Source organism: Actinomadura sp. HBU206391, from assembly GCF_014323665.1.
GTDB lineage: Bacteria > Actinomycetota > Actinomycetes > Streptosporangiales > Streptosporangiaceae > Actinomadura_C.
This window is the reverse complement of record NZ_JABVEB010000132.1, coordinates 1-15,322: the sequence shown is the minus strand read 5'-3', so window position 1 is coordinate 15,322 and position 15,322 is coordinate 1. Positions and strand designations below refer to the sequence as shown.

Here is a 15,322-nt window from a genome sequence, read left to right as displayed (position 1 = left end):
CGAGACCGGCCTCTTCGGCCGTGGCATCTCGATCGTGCCCGGGCGGCCGGACGGCTCGATGCTCGGCGTGGCCGGCGTGGCTTCCGCGTCCGCCGTCTCCTCTGGAGTCTGCACCGCCTCTTCACCTTCCCCCTCTGGCCCGTGGGGTTCCTGCGGACCGTCACCGACGGGGTTAGATGCTCCCTGACCGTCTCCGGTTGGCATATGCGCAAGATATCCCGGATCTTGCGGGCGGGAGCGGGCTGCGCGGAGCCCGTGCGGTCACGATCTGGGCAGGCCGAGGGTGCGTTCGGCGATGATGTTGCGCTGGATCTCGCTCGACCCGGCGTAGATGGTGTCGGCCCGGCTGAAGAGCAGCAGGCGCTGTGCGGCGGTCAGCTCGTAGGGTTCGGCGCTCGCCGCCACCATGCCCGCGGCGCCCTGGACGTCCACGGCCAGCTCGCCGAGCCTGCGGTGCCACTCGGACCAGAAGAGCTTGGCGATCGAGACCTCCGGGCCGGGTTCGCCCGCGGCCAGGGACCGCATCGTGCGGAGCGCGTTGAAGCGCATGATCTCCAGCTCGATCCACGCCTGGGCGAGTCGGCTCCGCAGGATCGGGTCCGCGGCCGAGCCGTTGGCGCGTGCCGTCTCGATGACGCGGTCGAGCTCCCGGCGGAAGCCGATCTGCTGACCCAGGGTCGACGCCCCTCGCTCGTACCCGAGCGTGGCCATCGCGACCCGCCAGCCCTCCCCGGGCGCGCCGAGGATGTTGCCCGCGGCGGTCCGGGCGCCGTCGAAGAAGACCTCGTTGAACTCGCTGGTGCCGGTCAGCTGGATGATGGGGCGCACCTCGACGCCAGGCTGTCTCATGGGCACGAGCAGGTAGGACAGCCCCTTGTGGCGCTGCGACCCCGGTTCGGTACGGCACAGGACGAAGCACCAGTCGGCGACGTGGGCGAGCGACGTCCACACCTTCTGCCCATGGACGACCCAGTCGCCGTCGACCAGCTCGGCCCTCGTCTGGACCCCCGCGAGGTCCGACCCGGCCTCGGGCTCGGAGTAGCCCTGGCACCACAGTTCCTCGCCGCGCCGGATCGGCGGGAGGAAGCGGCGCTTCTGCTCGTCGGTGCCGAAGTCGATGATCGTGGGGCCGATCAGCCCCTCGCCGATGTGCCCCACGCGCTGCGGGGCGTCCGCTCGGGCGTACTCCTCGAAGAAGACCACCTGCTCGTCCACGGCGGCGTCGCGTCCACCGTGTTCCACGGGCCAGCCCAGGCAGGTCCAGCCGGCCTCACCGAGCAGCCGTTCCCACGCCAGGCGTACCTCGTGGCCCTCGTGCTCGCGACCGGGGCCGCCGAGCCCCCGCGCGCCGGCGAACTCGCCGGCCAGGTTCCGCGTCAGCCAGCCGCGCACCTCGGCACGGAATCGGTCGAGGCGGCTGCCGTCGTGATCGGCGGGGTCAGCCATCGAAGCTGCCGTACTCCCCCTTGTAGAACAGCAGCGGGTCGGTCTCGTGGTGCTTGTCGAGGTGGTGCGCGCGGGCGACGACGATCGTGTGGTCGCCGGCGACGTACTCGCTCTCGACCGAGCACTCAATCCAGGCCAGCGCCTCCTTCAGCACGGGGCCGCCGCCAGGCGAGGGGGTCCATTCGAGGTCGGCGAACTTGTCGCCGCCCTTGGCCGCGAGCCTCACGCAGACGTCGAGCTGCGGTCGGCTGAGGATGTTGACGCACTGCCGGTCGGCGCTGCGCAGCCGCGGCCACGTCGTGCTCGTGTGCGCGACGCAGAAGGCGACGAGCGGCGGGTCGAGCGACACCGAGGTGAACGAGTTCGCGGCCAGCCCGGCCGGCCGGCCGCTGTCGGGAGCGATCGCGGTGATGGCCACCACACCGGTGGCGAAGCGGCCGAGCACCGACCGGAACCGCATGCTGTCGATATCGGTGACCGGTGCGCCCGAGGATCCGTTGCCGGTGCCGCGCAGCCGGCGTCGCGCGCCGGAGCCGGAGGGGCGATCGGCCGAGTCGTATGCGGGTGCCGTGGTGGCGTATGCACCGTCGGCCATGACCCGTTCCCTTCTCTTAGCCAAGCGCTTGCTTGGACGATAGGCGGGCGCGGATCGCAGTGTCAAGCCGATCGCCCGCCACCCCGTGCCGCCTCATGGGTCAAGTGCCTGGTCGCCGGGGTCATTCCGGCGCGCGGCCGAGATCGGTCGAAGGTCGGAGAGGTCCTAGGTCGCTGGACGGAGGTGAGACGTTGACAGCGCCCGCACGCGGATGCTTGGCTCTTGGCCAAGCGCTTGCTAGGTTTCCGGCGGGCGCGCCACGGACCGTCGCGGGAGAGGGGACGTCGTGGGTTCGGGGACCATGCGGGACCGGACGGCCATCGCCGGCGTCGGCTACACCCCGTTCAGCAAGGACTCGGGGGTGTCCACCCTCACCCTCGCCGCCGACGCGATCCTCGCGGCCCTCGACGACGCCGGGCTCACCGTCGACGACGTCGACGCGCTCGCCACCCACCGTGTCGGCGACTCCACCCCGCCCTGGGTGGTCGCCCCCGCGCTCGGCGTCCCGGAGGTCACGTGGTACCTCGACCAGTTCGGCGGCGGCAGCGTCTCCCATTCGGTGGTCGGGCAGGCGGCCATGGCGGTGGCGGCCGGCATGGCGACGACGGTGGTCTGCTACCGAGCGATCAACGCGCGGTCGGAGTTCCGCATGGGCGGCACGGGCCGCGGGCCGGCACCGATCTTCGACGCGCAGTACCAGGCGCCGTACGGCTACTTCGCGCCGCCGCAGCAATTCGCGATGTGCGCGCGGGCGCACATGAACGCCTATGGAACCACCCACGAGCAGTTCGGGCACATCGCGGTGAACCAGCGGGCCAACGCGGCCAAGAACGCCAGGGCGCTCAAACGCGACCCCCTCAGCCTGGAGGACTATCTGGCCTCGCGCTGGATCGCCGAGCCGCTGCGGCTGCTGGACTGCTGCCTGGAGACCGACGGTGCCTGCGCGGTCGTCGTCACCTCGGCCGAGCGGGCCCGCCACCTGCCCCGCCCCCCCGTGCTCATATCGGGGGCGGTCTGGGGCGGCGGCGACAGCTTCATGTCCGGCACCGGCACCGACCTCACCGTCTCGGAGGCGGCCCGCGTCGCACCGCGCCTGTACGCCATGGCCGGAGCGGGCCCCGCGGACATCGACGTCGCCGAGATCTACGACTGCTTCACCTACTCCGTGCTGGTGCAGCTGGAGGACTACGGCTTCTGCCCGAAGGGCGAGGGCGGACCATACGTCGCCTCGGGCGCGACCGCCCTGGACGGGACCTTGCCGGTGAACACCCATGGCGGATTCCTGTCCGAGGGCTACGTACACGGACTCAACCACGTCGCCGAGGCGGTGTCGCAACTGCGCGGCACCGCGGGCGAGCGGCAGGTGCCGGGCGCCGAGGTGGCGCTGTCGACCGCGCAGCCGGGATACGTCCTGGCGGGCACCTCCGCCCTGATCCTGCGCGCGGACCGATGACCGATGACCGAGAGCGAGGGGAGCGGAGGGTGAGTCTGGCGCGACGTCCCCGGCCGTGGCCGGACCGCGACTCGGCGCCCTGGTGGGAGGCGGTGCGGCGGCACGAACTGCTGCTTCAGCGCTGCGGCGGCTGCGGCGTACCGCGCTTCCCCGCCCGCGCGATCTGCAACCGCTGCCGATCACGGGAGTCGGCGTGGGTGCCCGCCATGGGCACCGGCCGGGTCTACAGCTGGATCGTCAACCACCAGGTCTTCCTGCCCGGGATGGCCGACGAGGTGCCGTTCGCGGTGCTGATGGTCAGGCTCGACGACGCCGACGACGTCTTCATGTACGGCAACCTCGTGGCGGCCGGCGTCGATGACCTCGTGCCCGGCCTGCCGGTCGAGGCGGTGTTCGTTGACGCGACGGGCGACGACGGCAAGGGCTTCACCCTCGTCCAGTGGCGCCCGCTGTGACGCGCGGGCGGTTCATCGCGCCGCGGCGGCACGAGCGCGTAGCGCCGGTTTGTCGATCTTGCCGTTGACGTTGGCCGGAAGCGAGTCCACGACGATCACACGGCGCGGCACCTTGTAGTTGGACATGTTCTCGCGGGCCCAGGCGATGATGCCGCCGGGGTCGGGGGCCGCTCCCGGGCGCGGCGCGACGTAGGCCCAGCCGACCTCGCCGAGCCTCTCGTCGGCCACGCCGATGACCGCCGCCTGCGCCACGTCGGGATGGTGCAGCAGCAGAGCCTCGATCTCGGCGGGGTAGGCGTTGAAGCCGCCGACGATGAACATCTCCTTCTTGCGGTCGACGACGGCCAGATTGCCGTGCTCGTCCAGCACGCCGATGTCGCCGGTGTGCAGCCAGCCGTCGCCGTCGACGGCCTCCGCCGTCCTCTCCGGGTCCTCCCAGTACCCGGACATGACGCCGTACCCGCCGACGAGGATCTCGCCGCGCTCTCCGCGCGGAAGGTCCCGCCCGTCGTCGCCGACGATCCGCAGGGACACGCCGGGGACGGCCCGCCCGGTCGATCCTGCGATGACCTCGACCGGATCCTCGGCCCGGGTCATCGAGACGACCGTTCCCTCCATCAGGCCGTACGCGTTGATCATCCGTTCCAGGCCGACCCGGTCGAGCAGCCGGCGGATCAGCTCGGGGGGCACGGCGGCGGCGCCGCAGATCGCCACCCGCAGCGAGGACACGTCCCGGCCGGCCGTCGCCAGTTCGTCGAGGATGCGGTGGAAGAGCGTCGGGGGGCCGGCCAGGACACTGATCCGGTCCTGTTCGATCAGGTCCATGAGCTCGTCGGGCGCGAACACCGCCACCGGGATCATCGTGGCGCGCTTGAGCACGCAGGCGAGCAGCCCGGCGTTGATGCCGAATCCGTGCGAGAACGGCGCGATGATCGGGTAGCGGTCCTCCTCGCGCAGCGTGACGATCTCGGCCCAGTCCCAGTAGCCGCGCAGCAACTGCGCGTGCGGCAGCATGACGCCCTTCGGCTCGCCCGTCGTGCCCGAGGTCGCCATGATCTCCGCCAGATCGTCCTCGCGTACGGCCAGCGCGCGCCGCTCGGCGTCCTCCGCCGGCACCGCCTCGCCATGCGCAAGGAACTCCGCCCACGACAGGACGCCGGGGCGCTGCGCCGCCGGGGACGGGGACCGGCCGAAGGTGATCACATGCCGCAGCTCGGGAAGCCCGCCGAACGGCCGGCCCGCCTCCGGCTCGCCGCAGGCCTCGGCCAGCATGCCGAGGAAGGAGGCGTCCATGAACCCTTCGGCGACGAGCAGCACCTTCGCGCCGACCCTGCGGAGCAGCCGGCCGGCCTCGATGCCCTTGAACCGGGTCGACAGCGGCGCCACCACCGCGCCCGCGTCCCACAGCCCGTACGCGCTGATCACCCACTCGGGAGTGTTCGGCGCCCAGATCGCGACCCGATCGCCGGGGGAGACGCCCAGTGCGATGAGACCCCGCGCGGCCTCGCCCGCCCGCCGCGCCAGCTCGGCGACGGTGAGCCGCACCGCCCCGGCCACCACGGCCTCGCTGTCACCATGGCCGGTGGCCTGGTCCCGCAGCATCCGCGGGATCGTACCCCACGCCGGCACCGGTCGTAGCTCCACGGGCCACCTCCCGACCTGTGTCTCTTCTCCCGCTGGCGGTGATCTCTTACTGTGCTCTCTCGTTCTGTTCGGGCTCGTTCTGTCTCGGGACTCGTGCTGTTCCGGGCGAGCCCTCGAGGTGATCTGTGCCGGGCGTTAGGGGCCTGGCGGGCCGGCCACGGCCGTGCGGTCGCGGGCGAGGTGATGGCCGCGGAGATCGGTCACCGATCCCGGCCGCCGGTCGGCCGAGATCTCGGGTTCGACGACCACCTCGATCGACACCGGGGTGAGGGCGGCCAGCGCCTGCGCGATCCGCGACCTCCACATCGGGTTCTCGATGAGAGTGCCGCGATCGAAGGTGACGTGCAGGGCGGCGGCGTCGAGCGTGCCGGCCCGGCTGATCCGCAGCTCCCAATGACTGATCCCGTCCACCCGGGACAGAGCGCCCGCGATCCTCGGCACCGACACCCATCGGCCGCGGACGAGCACGTGCTCGCCCACCGTGTGCGCCGGCGCCGGCAGCCCCTCCTCACCCCCGGCCAGTCTCACGACCTGACCGGTGCGCAGGAACGATCCGCGCAGGGAGGAATGCCAGTCCGGGCACGCGACCACCTCGCCGAGCCCTTCGGGGTAGGGCGGGTCGAGCACGGCGTCCTTGTCCAGCGGCGCCAGCCCGAGCAACCCGTCGCGCACGGGCGTGAGGAACGCCTGCCCGGCCCGGCGATAGGCCACCGGCACTCCGGCGAACGGATCGGTGTACAGGTCGGTCACCGAGGCGTCGAACTCCGACGCGAGCTGATCCTGGGTCCCCGGTGATGCGATCTCGCCGGTGAGCAGGACATGCCGCAGTTCCAGATCGAGCGGGTCGATGAGGAACTCCAGGTGGAGCCGTGCGAGCAGGTCCATCGCTCCGGTGGGCGTGGTGATCAGGGTGGTCGCCCGTACGGTCTCCAGCGCGCGGTGCAGCCGCATCCGCCCACGCGGCCCGACAGACGCCGCGGCGTCTGCGACGGACGCGGCGGCCTGGGCGATCAGCGAACCGGTCAGTTCGCCGTCGTTGTTCAGCGCCACCACGACCCGGTCGGACCCGTCGAGTCCAGCGCCCGTCAGGGCGGCCGCCGCCAGGCTTAGGGCGCTCACCTGGTCATCGGAGCCCAGCGGCATCGCGATCTCGGAATCGGGGGACAGCAGCAGCAGGCCCGCCGCACCTCGGGGCGTGACGGCGAAGGCGTCCCGCGTGGCCCAGCTCAACTGACGACCTCCCGCATGAACAGCCGCATGGAATCGCAGACGCTGTCATGGGCCAGCCCGCCCACCTGGGCCTGGAGGATCAGGTCGGTGGCCCCCGCCGCCTGGATGAGCTCGACCGCCTTGCGCGAGCCCTCGACGTCGTCGACCACGACCATGTGGTGCTGGCGGAGCGTCTCCATCGCCTCGGCGGGCGGCATGCCGGCGGCGAGTTGCCCGAGCACCCGGTGCGTGGCGTGCCGGGCGTCGTAGTAGTCGGGCGGCGTCACCAGGTTGACCTGCCGGCGGATGTACCACAGCACCGCGTCGGCCGCGGTCTGGATCGCGTCGTCCCTGGTGGGCGCGACGAACCAGGGGATCATCAGGGCGACGCGGCGGGTGTCGGGGTCGTGACCGTGGTCGGCCAGGCATCGCTTGTACTCGGCGATGTCCTGGGCGACGTCGTCCAGCCCCTTGAGCATCGTCATGCCGAGCAGGTTGTAGCCGTTCCTCGCCGCCGCGAGATAACCGTCCAGCGAGGTCGAGGCCACCCAGACCGTGGGGTGCGGCCGCTGCACCGGCCGTGGATACACCGCGACGTTGGGGACGGAGAAGAATTCGTGCTCGCGTGTCACGGGCTCGCCGTCGGCGTTCCAGATCGCGAGCACCGCCTCGAGCGTGTCCTCCCAGATCCTGCGGGACTGCTCGAAGGGGCGCTGGAACGCCTGGTACTCCAGCGGCGAGGCGCCCCGCCCGGTGCCGAACTCCACCCGGCCGCCGCTGATCACGTCGAGCGTCGCGACCCGCTCTGCCGTACGGATGGGCGACTGGAACGGCAGCAGCACCACGCCGAGGCCGAGCCGGATCCGCGTCGTGCGCTGCGACAGCCCGGCGAGGACGAGGTCGGGTGCCGAGGAGTGGGAGAAGCCGCGGGTGAAGTGGTGCTCGACGAACCACGCGGTGTCGTACCCGAGTTCGTCGGCCAGCACGACCTGGTCCATGACGTTCTCGAAAGACCGCCGCTCGACGTCTCGTGACCGCCCGCGCACCTCGAGTTCGTAACCGACGCTGACCCGTAGGGACGTCATCAAGCCTCCGCTGGTGTGACCAAGCGCTCGCTTGGGAGCGAGACTAGCAGCAGCCAAGACACGCAACAAGTCGCCGAGGAACGGACCGGCGGCTACCGGGGCAGGCCCCGGCCGGGACGGCGAGAGCCGGGCCGGGCGACGGCGGAAGACGTCACCCGAGCGGCCCGGGAGCCTCCGGTGCGAGCGCGCGGCCGCGCCTCGGCACGACGAGGCCGGTGACGGCCGGCCGCCAGGCGCGCGGCGGGTGCGCCCGCAGCGCACGGCCGGTCCTGTCGGAGGCTCGCAGCGCGAACCACGCGAGCCAGCCGACCGCGACGACGGCCCAGAAGGACACCAGGCGGTAGACGGCCACGGCGGCTCCCGCGGGCGCCGCCGTGGCCCCGAAGCCGACGAGGGCGGTGACGAGGCCCGCCTCGATCGCGCCGAGGCCGCCCGGCAGCAGCGGCAGAAGGCTGCCCGCGGCCTGGGCGGCGAAGTAGGCGAACATGATGTGGTGCGGGGCCACGTCGAGGCCCAGCGCGCGGGTGGCGGCGACGAGCGCCAAGATCTCAAAGATCCAGTTGAGGACGGCGAGAGCGACGAGCACGCCCCAGTCCCGCCGGCCGAGCCGCAAGACCTCGCGGATGCCGGCCGCTGAGCCGGCGATCGGCGCGACGTGCCGCTGTATCGGCGCGGTGCGGGCGCAGCGCCGGATGAGGCCGCGGAGCCCTCGCCGGGCGCTGGCGCTGCGCCACGACACGACGCCGAGTGCGGCCGCGACGGCCAGGGCGATCAGGGTCGGTGCACGCGACCGGTGCTCGTCGAGCAGGGCGGCGACGCCGATGAAGGTGTAGGCCGTCGTGGTGACGACTCCGCCGAGCAGGATCACCGCGGTCGCCACCTGCGCGGACGCCCCGTCACGGCGGAACTGCCGGAACGAGTAGAGGACGCTCACCGCGGGGCCGGCCGGCAGTGTCGTCGAGAGTGCGTTTCCCGCGTATGTCACCGCACACGCCCGCCGCAGGGAGATCTGTACGCCTCCCGTGCGCAGCAGCCTGCGCTGGAGCCGGGCGAAGGCGCTCATCGAGAGGATCTCCGCGACGATCACCAGGGCGAGCCAGCCGGGATCGGCCGCGATCACCAGGGACCAGATGGCGGCGGGATCGGGCAAGTGGTCGTGGAGCACCACGAGGACGACGGCGACGACGACCGGGGGCGCCAGCCGGATCAGCCGGTGCCGCGCGCCCGACCGTCGAGAGGCGGTGGCCCGCTCCGGATCGGCGCACTGCGGCGCTGGGAGCCCCGGCCATATCTTCGCGTGCGTCGCCTCAGCCACAGGACCTCCCTCGCACCTTCACGTGCCTGATGGTTCAACTATTCCAGCAAACCTAATATTCCGGTCAAACGTTATAAAAGCCTCTATAAGTGATAATTGACGCGTAGGTAGATTCTGCAAGGCTCTTCCGTATGTATGAGCCGGCGGCGTCCCCCACGGTGCTGGGCCGGATCGATAAGCTGAAGCACCGGCCCGACCCGTGAGGAGTTCCCGTGCTTCGCATGTCCCAGCTGTTCCTGCGCACTCTGCGTGAGGATCCGGCGGACGCCGAGGTGCCCAGCCACAAGCTCCTGATCCGCGCCGGCTACATCCGGCGCGTCGCGGCTGGAATCTACTCATGGCTGCCCTTGGGCAAGATCGTGCTCGAGAACGTCACCCGGATCGTCCGTGCCGAGATGGACGCCATGGGCGGGCAGGAGGTGCTGCTCCCGGCGCTGCTGCCCCGCGAGCCGTACGAGGCGACCGGCCGCTGGCGGGAGTACGGGCCGCAGCTGTTCCGCCTGACCGACCGCAGAGAGGGCGACTACCTCCTCGGGCCCACTCACGAGGAGATCTTCACTCAGCTGGTCAAGGGGGAGTGCTCCTCCTACAAGGACCTGCCGCTGATCCTTTACCAGATCCAGACGAAGTTCCGCGACGAGGCCAGGCCGCGGTCGGGCATCCTGCGCGGTCGCGAGTTCCTGATGAAGGACTCCTACTCCTTCGATCTCGACGACGCCGGTCTGCGGAAGTCCTACGACCTGCACCGCGACGCCTACGTCCAGATCTTCGACCGGCTGGGCCTGCGCTACCGCATCGTCTCGGCCGTCTCCGGCGCGATGGGCGGCTCCCAGTCGGAGGAGTTCCTCGCCCCGACCCCGGTCGGCGAGGACACCTTCGTGACCTGCGGCCGGTGCGATTACGCCGCCAACGTCGAGGCAGTGCAGGTGCGGCCGCCCGAGGTGGACGCGACCCTCGAGCAGCCCCCGCTGGAGGCGCTCGACACCCCCGGGACGCCCACGATCGACACGCTCGCGGAGTTCCTCGGCGTCCCCGCGTCCGCCACGCTCAAGAACCTTCTGGTCACCACGGACTCCGGAGAGATCGTCGCGGTCGGCCTCCCCGGCGACCGCGACGTCGACCTGGACCGGCTCGCGGCCGTGCTCGGGCCGGTAGAGATCTTCGATGCCTTCGCCGACCGGCCCGACCTGGTCAAGGGCTACATCGGGCCCCAGGGGTTGCCGGCCGACGTGCGCTATCTCGCTGATCCGCGGGTGGCCCCCGGCACCGCCTGGGTGACCGGCGCCAACGAGATCGACCGGCACGCGCGCCACGTGGTGTGCGGGCGTGACTTTCCGGTTCCGGACTACGCCGACGTGGCGACCCCGCGGTCCGGTGACCCCTGCCCACGGTGCGGTGGCGCGCTCTCCCTCGACCGGGCGATCGAGATCGGGCATATCTTCCAGCTCGGCCGCAAGTACTGTGACGTCTTCGAGCTCGATGTGTCCGGCCCGGACGGACGGCCGGCCCGCGTCACGATGGGCTCGTACGGCATCGGCGTCTCGCGCGCGGTCGCCGCCTTGGCCGAGCAGACCCACGACGAGCGGGGCCTGTGCTGGCCGGCCGAGGTGGCCCCCGCCGACGTGCACGTCGTGGCGACCGGCAAGCAGGACCAGATCTCCGTCGCGCTCCAGCTGGCCGGCGAGATCGAGGCGCGGGGGACCCGCGTGCTCGTGGACGACCGGACCGGTGTCTCGCCCGGCGTGAAGTTCACCGACGCGGAGCTCATCGGAGTGCCGACCATCCTGGTGGTCGGCAGAGGGCTCGCACAGGGCGTCGTGGAGCTGCGCGACCGCGTCACCGGGTCTCGCGCCGAGGTGGCCCTCGACGAGATCGTGGAGCGGCTGTCAGGGCGCGGGTGAGACCGCCGACTTCGACATGCCGGGGAACGCCGAGGTCGGCGCGGAGCCGAGCCACCGCACCGACCGGTTGATCGCCTCCTGCATCCCCTGCGCGGCGAAGCGCCGTACCTTCGGGTCGGCGACACCGGCGAGTCCGAGGTAGGCGGCCAGGACATGGTCCTCGAGTGCCGCGGCGAGCTGCACCGCGCTCGTGGTGGTGGTCGGCCGGATCGGCAGGCGGTAGGCCGCGGCGGCGGCCACGGGATCGGCCTTCTGGGTGATGATGAAAGAGCTCAGACGGTCGCGTTTGGCCCGGTGGGCGTCCCAGACGTCACGGGCGTTCTGCCGCTGGGCGCCCCGCAGCCGCGCGCCGAGCACCCCATAGCCATAGACGGCGGCGTGCTCGGCGGCGAGGGCCGCCTGCAACGCCGGGACCATGTCGGCCGCGGTGGCTGCGCTTCCACCGCCGGGCCCGCTCGCCGCGCTCACCGTACCCTCGCCAGCACCATGGCATGGCCCGCCTCGCAGGCTCCGATACTGGCCAGGAGCTGTGCGAACCCCGGCTGCACCCGCTCGACGTCCCGTAGCCGGGCGGCGGCGGCCTGCCGCTCCGCCAGCCGCAGCGTGGCGAGCGCCTGCGCGGGTTCGTCCGGTGCCGCCGCCGGCGGCGGAGGCGCGGACGCCGAGGCGCTCGGGCTCTTGGGCGCCGTGCCGCTCCGGTAGTGCCGGCGCAGCGCGGACAGATGATCGCGATGGTTGGCGAGAGGCGGATCGAGGCGCCGCCCCAGCTCGGGGTGGGTCGTCCTCATCGCCTCGTAAAGGGCGATCAGCTGCTCCTCCGCGGCCATCACCGCGGTCAGAACGGCCACGTCGGGCTGTGGCTTGAGCTCCTCGAGGCGTTTCTTCGAGCAGCCACCGAGAATGATCGGCAGACTGAGGGCGCCCACTCCGTGGAGAAGCGAGCGCCTGCCGATCCCCGCTCGAGACAAGCGTGTCTCCTCACACGTCGTGCGGTGTGGCGATCCCGTACGGCTACGGGCGGGTGTCCCGCGCGCCCGGGGCTTCACAAGCATCCCACAAGCGCCCCGCTAGATCGCCGCCGACGCGCGTCCGCGAGCCCAACGATCGTCAACGCGCCGGTGACCGGACCGAAAGAGCGCTGCTGAGTCCAGCTGTCGATAGTCTTGAGGGGCCGACGGGCGCGCCACAGCGACCCGATAGCGAAAACCTGAACCCATTGCCCCATCCAGGGCTTCACAAAGGAGGTCCCATGAGCGTCGAATCCCAGAGTGGGCGCGCTCGAAGGGACCGTGGCGCCCCAGGAGCGTCCTCGCGCGACGAGGCAGGTCAGCGGCTGACCGGGCTGCTCACCCCGATCGTCGGCGCGGTCGGTTTCGATCTGGAAGAGCTCAGGGTCGAACCCGCGGGCCGCAGGCGGCTGGTCCGCCTGGTGGTCGACGCGGACGAGGGCGTGAACCTGGATGATGTGGCGAAGATCAGTCAGGCGGTGTCGGCGGCGCTCGACGAAAGTGACGTGATGGGCTCGGCACCGTACGTGCTCGAGGTCACCTCGCCCGGAGTCGATCGCCCGCTCACTGAGCCGCGGCACTGGCGCCGGGCCGTGGGCAGGCTGGTCCGCGCGCCGCTCGGCGCGGGCGGCGAGATCGAGGGCAGGGTGGTGGCCGCGGACGACGAGGCGGTCGTCATCGACGTCGAGGGCGACCAGCGCAGGCTGGGCCTCGACGAACTGGGCCGTGGCCGTATGCAGGTGGAGTTCCGCCGCGACGGCACGGGTGACGAGGACTAAGGGGGAAAGCCTCGTGGACATCGATATGACTGCCCTGCGCAGCCTCGAGAGTGAAAAGGACATCTCGCTGGATCTGGTCGTCAAGGCGATCGAAGACGCACTGCTCATCGCCTATCACCGCACTGAGGGCGCGGCGACCAGGGCCCGGGTCGAACTGGACCGCAAGAGCGGCCATGTGACGGTCTGGGCGGCGGAGACCGACGAAGAGGGCAACCCGCTCCGGGAATACGACGACACCCCGAGCGGTTTCGGAAGGATCGCGGCGACGACGGCCAAGCAGGTGATCCTGCAGCGGCTGCGCGACGCCGAGGACGAGCTCACGTTCGGCGAGTACGCCGGGCGCGAGGGCGACATCGTCGCCGGCGTGATCCAGCAGGGCAAGGATCCGCGTAACGTCCTGGTCGATCTCGGCAAGATCGAAGCGATCCTGCCGCCGCAGGAGCAGGTGCCGGGCGAGTCCTACGAGCACGGCGAACGCCTGCGCGCCTACGTGGTGCAGGTGCGCAAGGGCCACAGAGGACCCTCCGTGACCCTCTCGCGCACCCATCCGAACCTGGTGCGCAAGCTGTTCGCGCTCGAGGTCCCGGAGATCGCCGACGGCACCGTCGAGATCGCGGCGATCGCCCGCGAGGCGGGTCACCGCACCAAGATCGCAGTACGGTCGCGCAAGCCCGGCGTCAACGCCAAGGGGGCGTGCATCGGCCCGCTCGGCAGCCGTGTTCGCAACGTGATGCACGAGTTGCACGGTGAGAAGATCGACATCGTCGACTGGTCCGAGGAACCCGCGGACTTCGTCGGAAACGCGCTGTCGCCGGCCCGGGTGAACAGCGTCGAGGTGATCGACGCCGACGCCCGGGTCGCCCGGGTGATCGTGCCGGACTACCAGCTGTCGCTGGCGATCGGCAAAGAGGGGCAGAACGCGCGGCTTGCGGCGCGGCTCACCGGCTGGCGCATCGACATCCGTCCCGACACCGAATCCAGTGGTGGCCGGCCGGAACGACCGGCCCGGCCGGAGACGCTCGGTGACCGGCAGGCCGGTGACCAGGAACTCGGCGATCGAGATCAACACGACGCGGGTCCTGCGGCGCCAGGGGAGCATGCGACCGGGCCCGCGGACGCTTCGGCGCGGTAGACTCGTGCACGACGGTCATGCGGCCCCACTGCGTACTTGCGTGGGCTGCCGGGTTCGCACGGCCAAGTCCGACCTGCTGCGCCTGGTGGCGGTCGAGGGCAGTATTGTCCCCGACCCTCATGGGCGACGCCCAGGACGGGGTGCGTCACTGCATCCTGACCTGGGCTGTCTCGAACTCGCAGAGCGTCGTCGGGCGTTCCCACGGGCGTTTCGCCTGGCGGGGCCGCTCGATGTGAGCGCGCTGCGGGAGCACCTCGAGGCACTGGTCGCCGAGGGCGGCGGCAGGGAGGTCGGTAATGGAAGCGACGTCTAGTCGGAAGCAGGTCGAGATTGCTATGAGCGCTCGATGAGCACGCCGCGATGAGTACGGCAAGGTAGCGACGGTCCGGAGGACGCCCCCCCGGACCGAGTAGGGAGTGCAGTGGCGAAGGTCCGGGTATACGAACTCGCCAAAGAGTTCGGTGTTGAGAGCAAGGTCGTCATGGCCAAGCTCCGAGAGATGGGCGAGTTCGTTCGTTCGGCGTCCTCGACGATAGAGGCGCCGGTCGTTCGCAAGCTCACAGAAGCGTTCTCCAATAATTCATCGTCCTCCGCCAAGCCGGCGGAGAGGTCCGGCGCGGGCGCCGGTGCCCGTCCGCAGGCGGGCGGCAGGCCCGCCGCTCCGAAGAAGCCCGCCGCTCCGAGGCCCCCCGGGCCCAAACCCATGGCGCCGAAGCCTCCGGTGAGCGCCGATGGCGGTGTCCCCGAGCCGCAGCAGGCTTCGGCCCCCCGTCCGGTGCAGCCGAAGCCGCCTGCGCCCCGGCCGGGCCCAGCGGCTCCGAAACCGGCAGGTCCCCGTCCCGGTCCAGGCGCGAGCACGCCCGACGGTCCAGCTCCGAGCCCCAGCGCCCCAGCGCCTGGTGCTCCGTCTCCCGGTGCCCCGGCTCCAGGTCCAGGTGCGCCGTCTCCCGGCGCCCCGGCGCCCGGTGCCGGTGCCAGGCCGGGCCAGCGTGGTCCCAAGCCGGGCCCGCGTCCGGGCCCCAGGCAAGGGGGAGGCGGTGACCGGCGGCCGACCGGCCCACGGCCGGGCAACAATCCCTTCAGCTCCACCAACACGGGCATGGGCTCGGCCAAGCCGGCCGCGCCGCGTCCGTCCGGACCGCCGCGGACCGACCGTCCGTCCGGTGACCGGCCGCCCCGTGGCGACCGGCCGGCCGGTACCCGTCCGAGCGGCCCCGGCGCAGGTGGCCCGCGTCCGAACCCGGGTGCGATGCCGCCGCGGCCGGGTGGGCCTCGTCCCAGCCCGATGAACATGCCGTCCT

15 protein-coding genes are annotated in these 15,322 nt (G+C 71.6%); 7 read left to right on the top strand and 8 right to left on the bottom strand.

Annotation, left to right across the window (positions count from 1 at the left end; translation table 11 throughout):
* Positions 1–261: 261 nt before the first annotated feature.
* A complete protein-coding gene (locus HKK72_RS26945) occupies positions 262–1,446 on the bottom strand; it encodes an acyl-CoA dehydrogenase family protein (RefSeq protein WP_187237229.1) in 1,185 nt (394 codons plus the stop codon).
* Positions 1,439–1,906 carry a flavin reductase family protein gene (locus tag HKK72_RS26940; RefSeq protein ID WP_410050343.1) on the bottom strand — a complete coding sequence of 156 codons (468 nt, stop codon included), beginning with the start codon at positions 1,904–1,906 and terminating at the stop codon, positions 1,439–1,441. Before HKK72_RS26940 ends, HKK72_RS26945 begins: the two co-directional genes overlap by 8 nt.
* Before the next feature lie 436 nt (positions 1,907–2,342).
* Between HKK72_RS26940 and HKK72_RS26935 the strand changes: the two genes are divergently transcribed.
* Both HKK72_RS26935 and HKK72_RS26930 read left to right on the top strand, forming a co-directional pair.
* On the top strand, positions 2,343–3,494 hold the full coding sequence (locus tag HKK72_RS26935; RefSeq protein ID WP_187237232.1) for a thiolase C-terminal domain-containing protein: 1,152 nt from the start codon (positions 2,343–2,345) through the stop codon (positions 3,492–3,494).
* Between the two features lie 29 nt (positions 3,495–3,523).
* The gene (locus HKK72_RS26930) at positions 3,524–3,949 is read left to right on the top strand and encodes a Zn-ribbon domain-containing OB-fold protein (protein ID WP_187237227.1); all 426 of its coding nucleotides are present in this window, start codon (positions 3,524–3,526) and stop codon (positions 3,947–3,949) included.
* A 12-nt stretch (positions 3,950–3,961) separates the two neighbouring features.
* Here HKK72_RS26930 and HKK72_RS26925 read toward each other — a convergent pair whose 3' ends face one another.
* The 4 genes from HKK72_RS26925 to HKK72_RS26910 all read right to left on the bottom strand — a co-directional run bounded on the left by HKK72_RS26925 (position 3,962) and on the right by HKK72_RS26910 (position 9,202).
* A complete protein-coding gene (locus tag HKK72_RS26925; RefSeq protein WP_222721166.1) occupies positions 3,962–5,551 on the bottom strand; it encodes an AMP-binding protein in 1,590 nt (529 codons plus the stop codon).
* Between the two features lie 177 nt (positions 5,552–5,728).
* Complete coding sequence (locus HKK72_RS26920; protein WP_187237225.1) at positions 5,729–6,823, bottom strand: hypothetical protein; 1,095 nt, start codon at positions 6,821–6,823, stop codon at positions 5,729–5,731.
* Positions 6,820–7,887 carry an LLM class flavin-dependent oxidoreductase gene (locus HKK72_RS26915; protein WP_187237224.1) on the bottom strand — a complete coding sequence of 356 codons (1,068 nt, stop codon included), beginning with the start codon at positions 7,885–7,887 and terminating at the stop codon, positions 6,820–6,822. The genes HKK72_RS26920 and HKK72_RS26915 overlap by 4 nt, the downstream gene beginning before the upstream one ends.
* Positions 7,888–8,038: 151 nt before the next feature.
* On the bottom strand, positions 8,039–9,202 hold the full coding sequence (locus HKK72_RS26910; RefSeq protein ID WP_187237223.1) for a YbhN family protein: 1,164 nt from the start codon (positions 9,200–9,202) through the stop codon (positions 8,039–8,041).
* 221 nt (positions 9,203–9,423) lie between these two features.
* Between HKK72_RS26910 and HKK72_RS26905 the strand changes: the two genes are divergently transcribed.
* Complete coding sequence (locus tag HKK72_RS26905; RefSeq protein ID WP_187237230.1) at positions 9,424–11,103, top strand: proline--tRNA ligase; 1,680 nt, start codon at positions 9,424–9,426, stop codon at positions 11,101–11,103.
* Here HKK72_RS26905 and HKK72_RS26900 read toward each other — a convergent pair.
* A complete protein-coding gene (locus tag HKK72_RS26900; protein WP_315987461.1) occupies positions 11,089–11,571 on the bottom strand; it encodes a ferritin-like domain-containing protein in 483 nt (160 codons plus the stop codon). The genes HKK72_RS26905 and HKK72_RS26900 overlap by 15 nt on opposite strands.
* A complete protein-coding gene (locus HKK72_RS26895) occupies positions 11,568–12,071 on the bottom strand; it encodes a hypothetical protein (protein WP_187237222.1) in 504 nt (167 codons plus the stop codon). Before HKK72_RS26895 ends, HKK72_RS26900 begins: the two co-directional genes overlap by 4 nt.
* A 281-nt stretch (positions 12,072–12,352) precedes the next feature.
* Between HKK72_RS26895 and rimP the strand changes: the two genes are divergently transcribed.
* The 4 genes from rimP to HKK72_RS26875 all read left to right on the top strand — a co-directional run.
* A complete protein-coding gene (gene rimP, locus HKK72_RS26890; protein ID WP_187237221.1) occupies positions 12,353–12,889 on the top strand; it encodes a ribosome maturation factor RimP in 537 nt (178 codons plus the stop codon).
* 25 nt (positions 12,890–12,914) lie between these two features.
* Positions 12,915–14,021 carry a transcription termination factor NusA gene (gene nusA / locus HKK72_RS26885; RefSeq protein ID WP_261987232.1) on the top strand — a complete coding sequence of 369 codons (1,107 nt, stop codon included), beginning with the start codon at positions 12,915–12,917 and terminating at the stop codon, positions 14,019–14,021.
* Positions 14,022–14,061: 40 nt separating this feature from the next.
* Positions 14,062–14,334, top strand: coding sequence for a YlxR family protein (locus HKK72_RS26880; RefSeq protein WP_315987460.1), 273 nt, complete (start codon positions 14,062–14,064; stop codon positions 14,332–14,334).
* Positions 14,335–14,442: 108 nt separating this feature from the next.
* Positions 14,443–15,322 (top strand): translation initiation factor IF-2 N-terminal domain-containing protein (locus HKK72_RS26875; protein ID WP_187237219.1); only part of this gene is annotated, 880 nt, incomplete at its 3' end.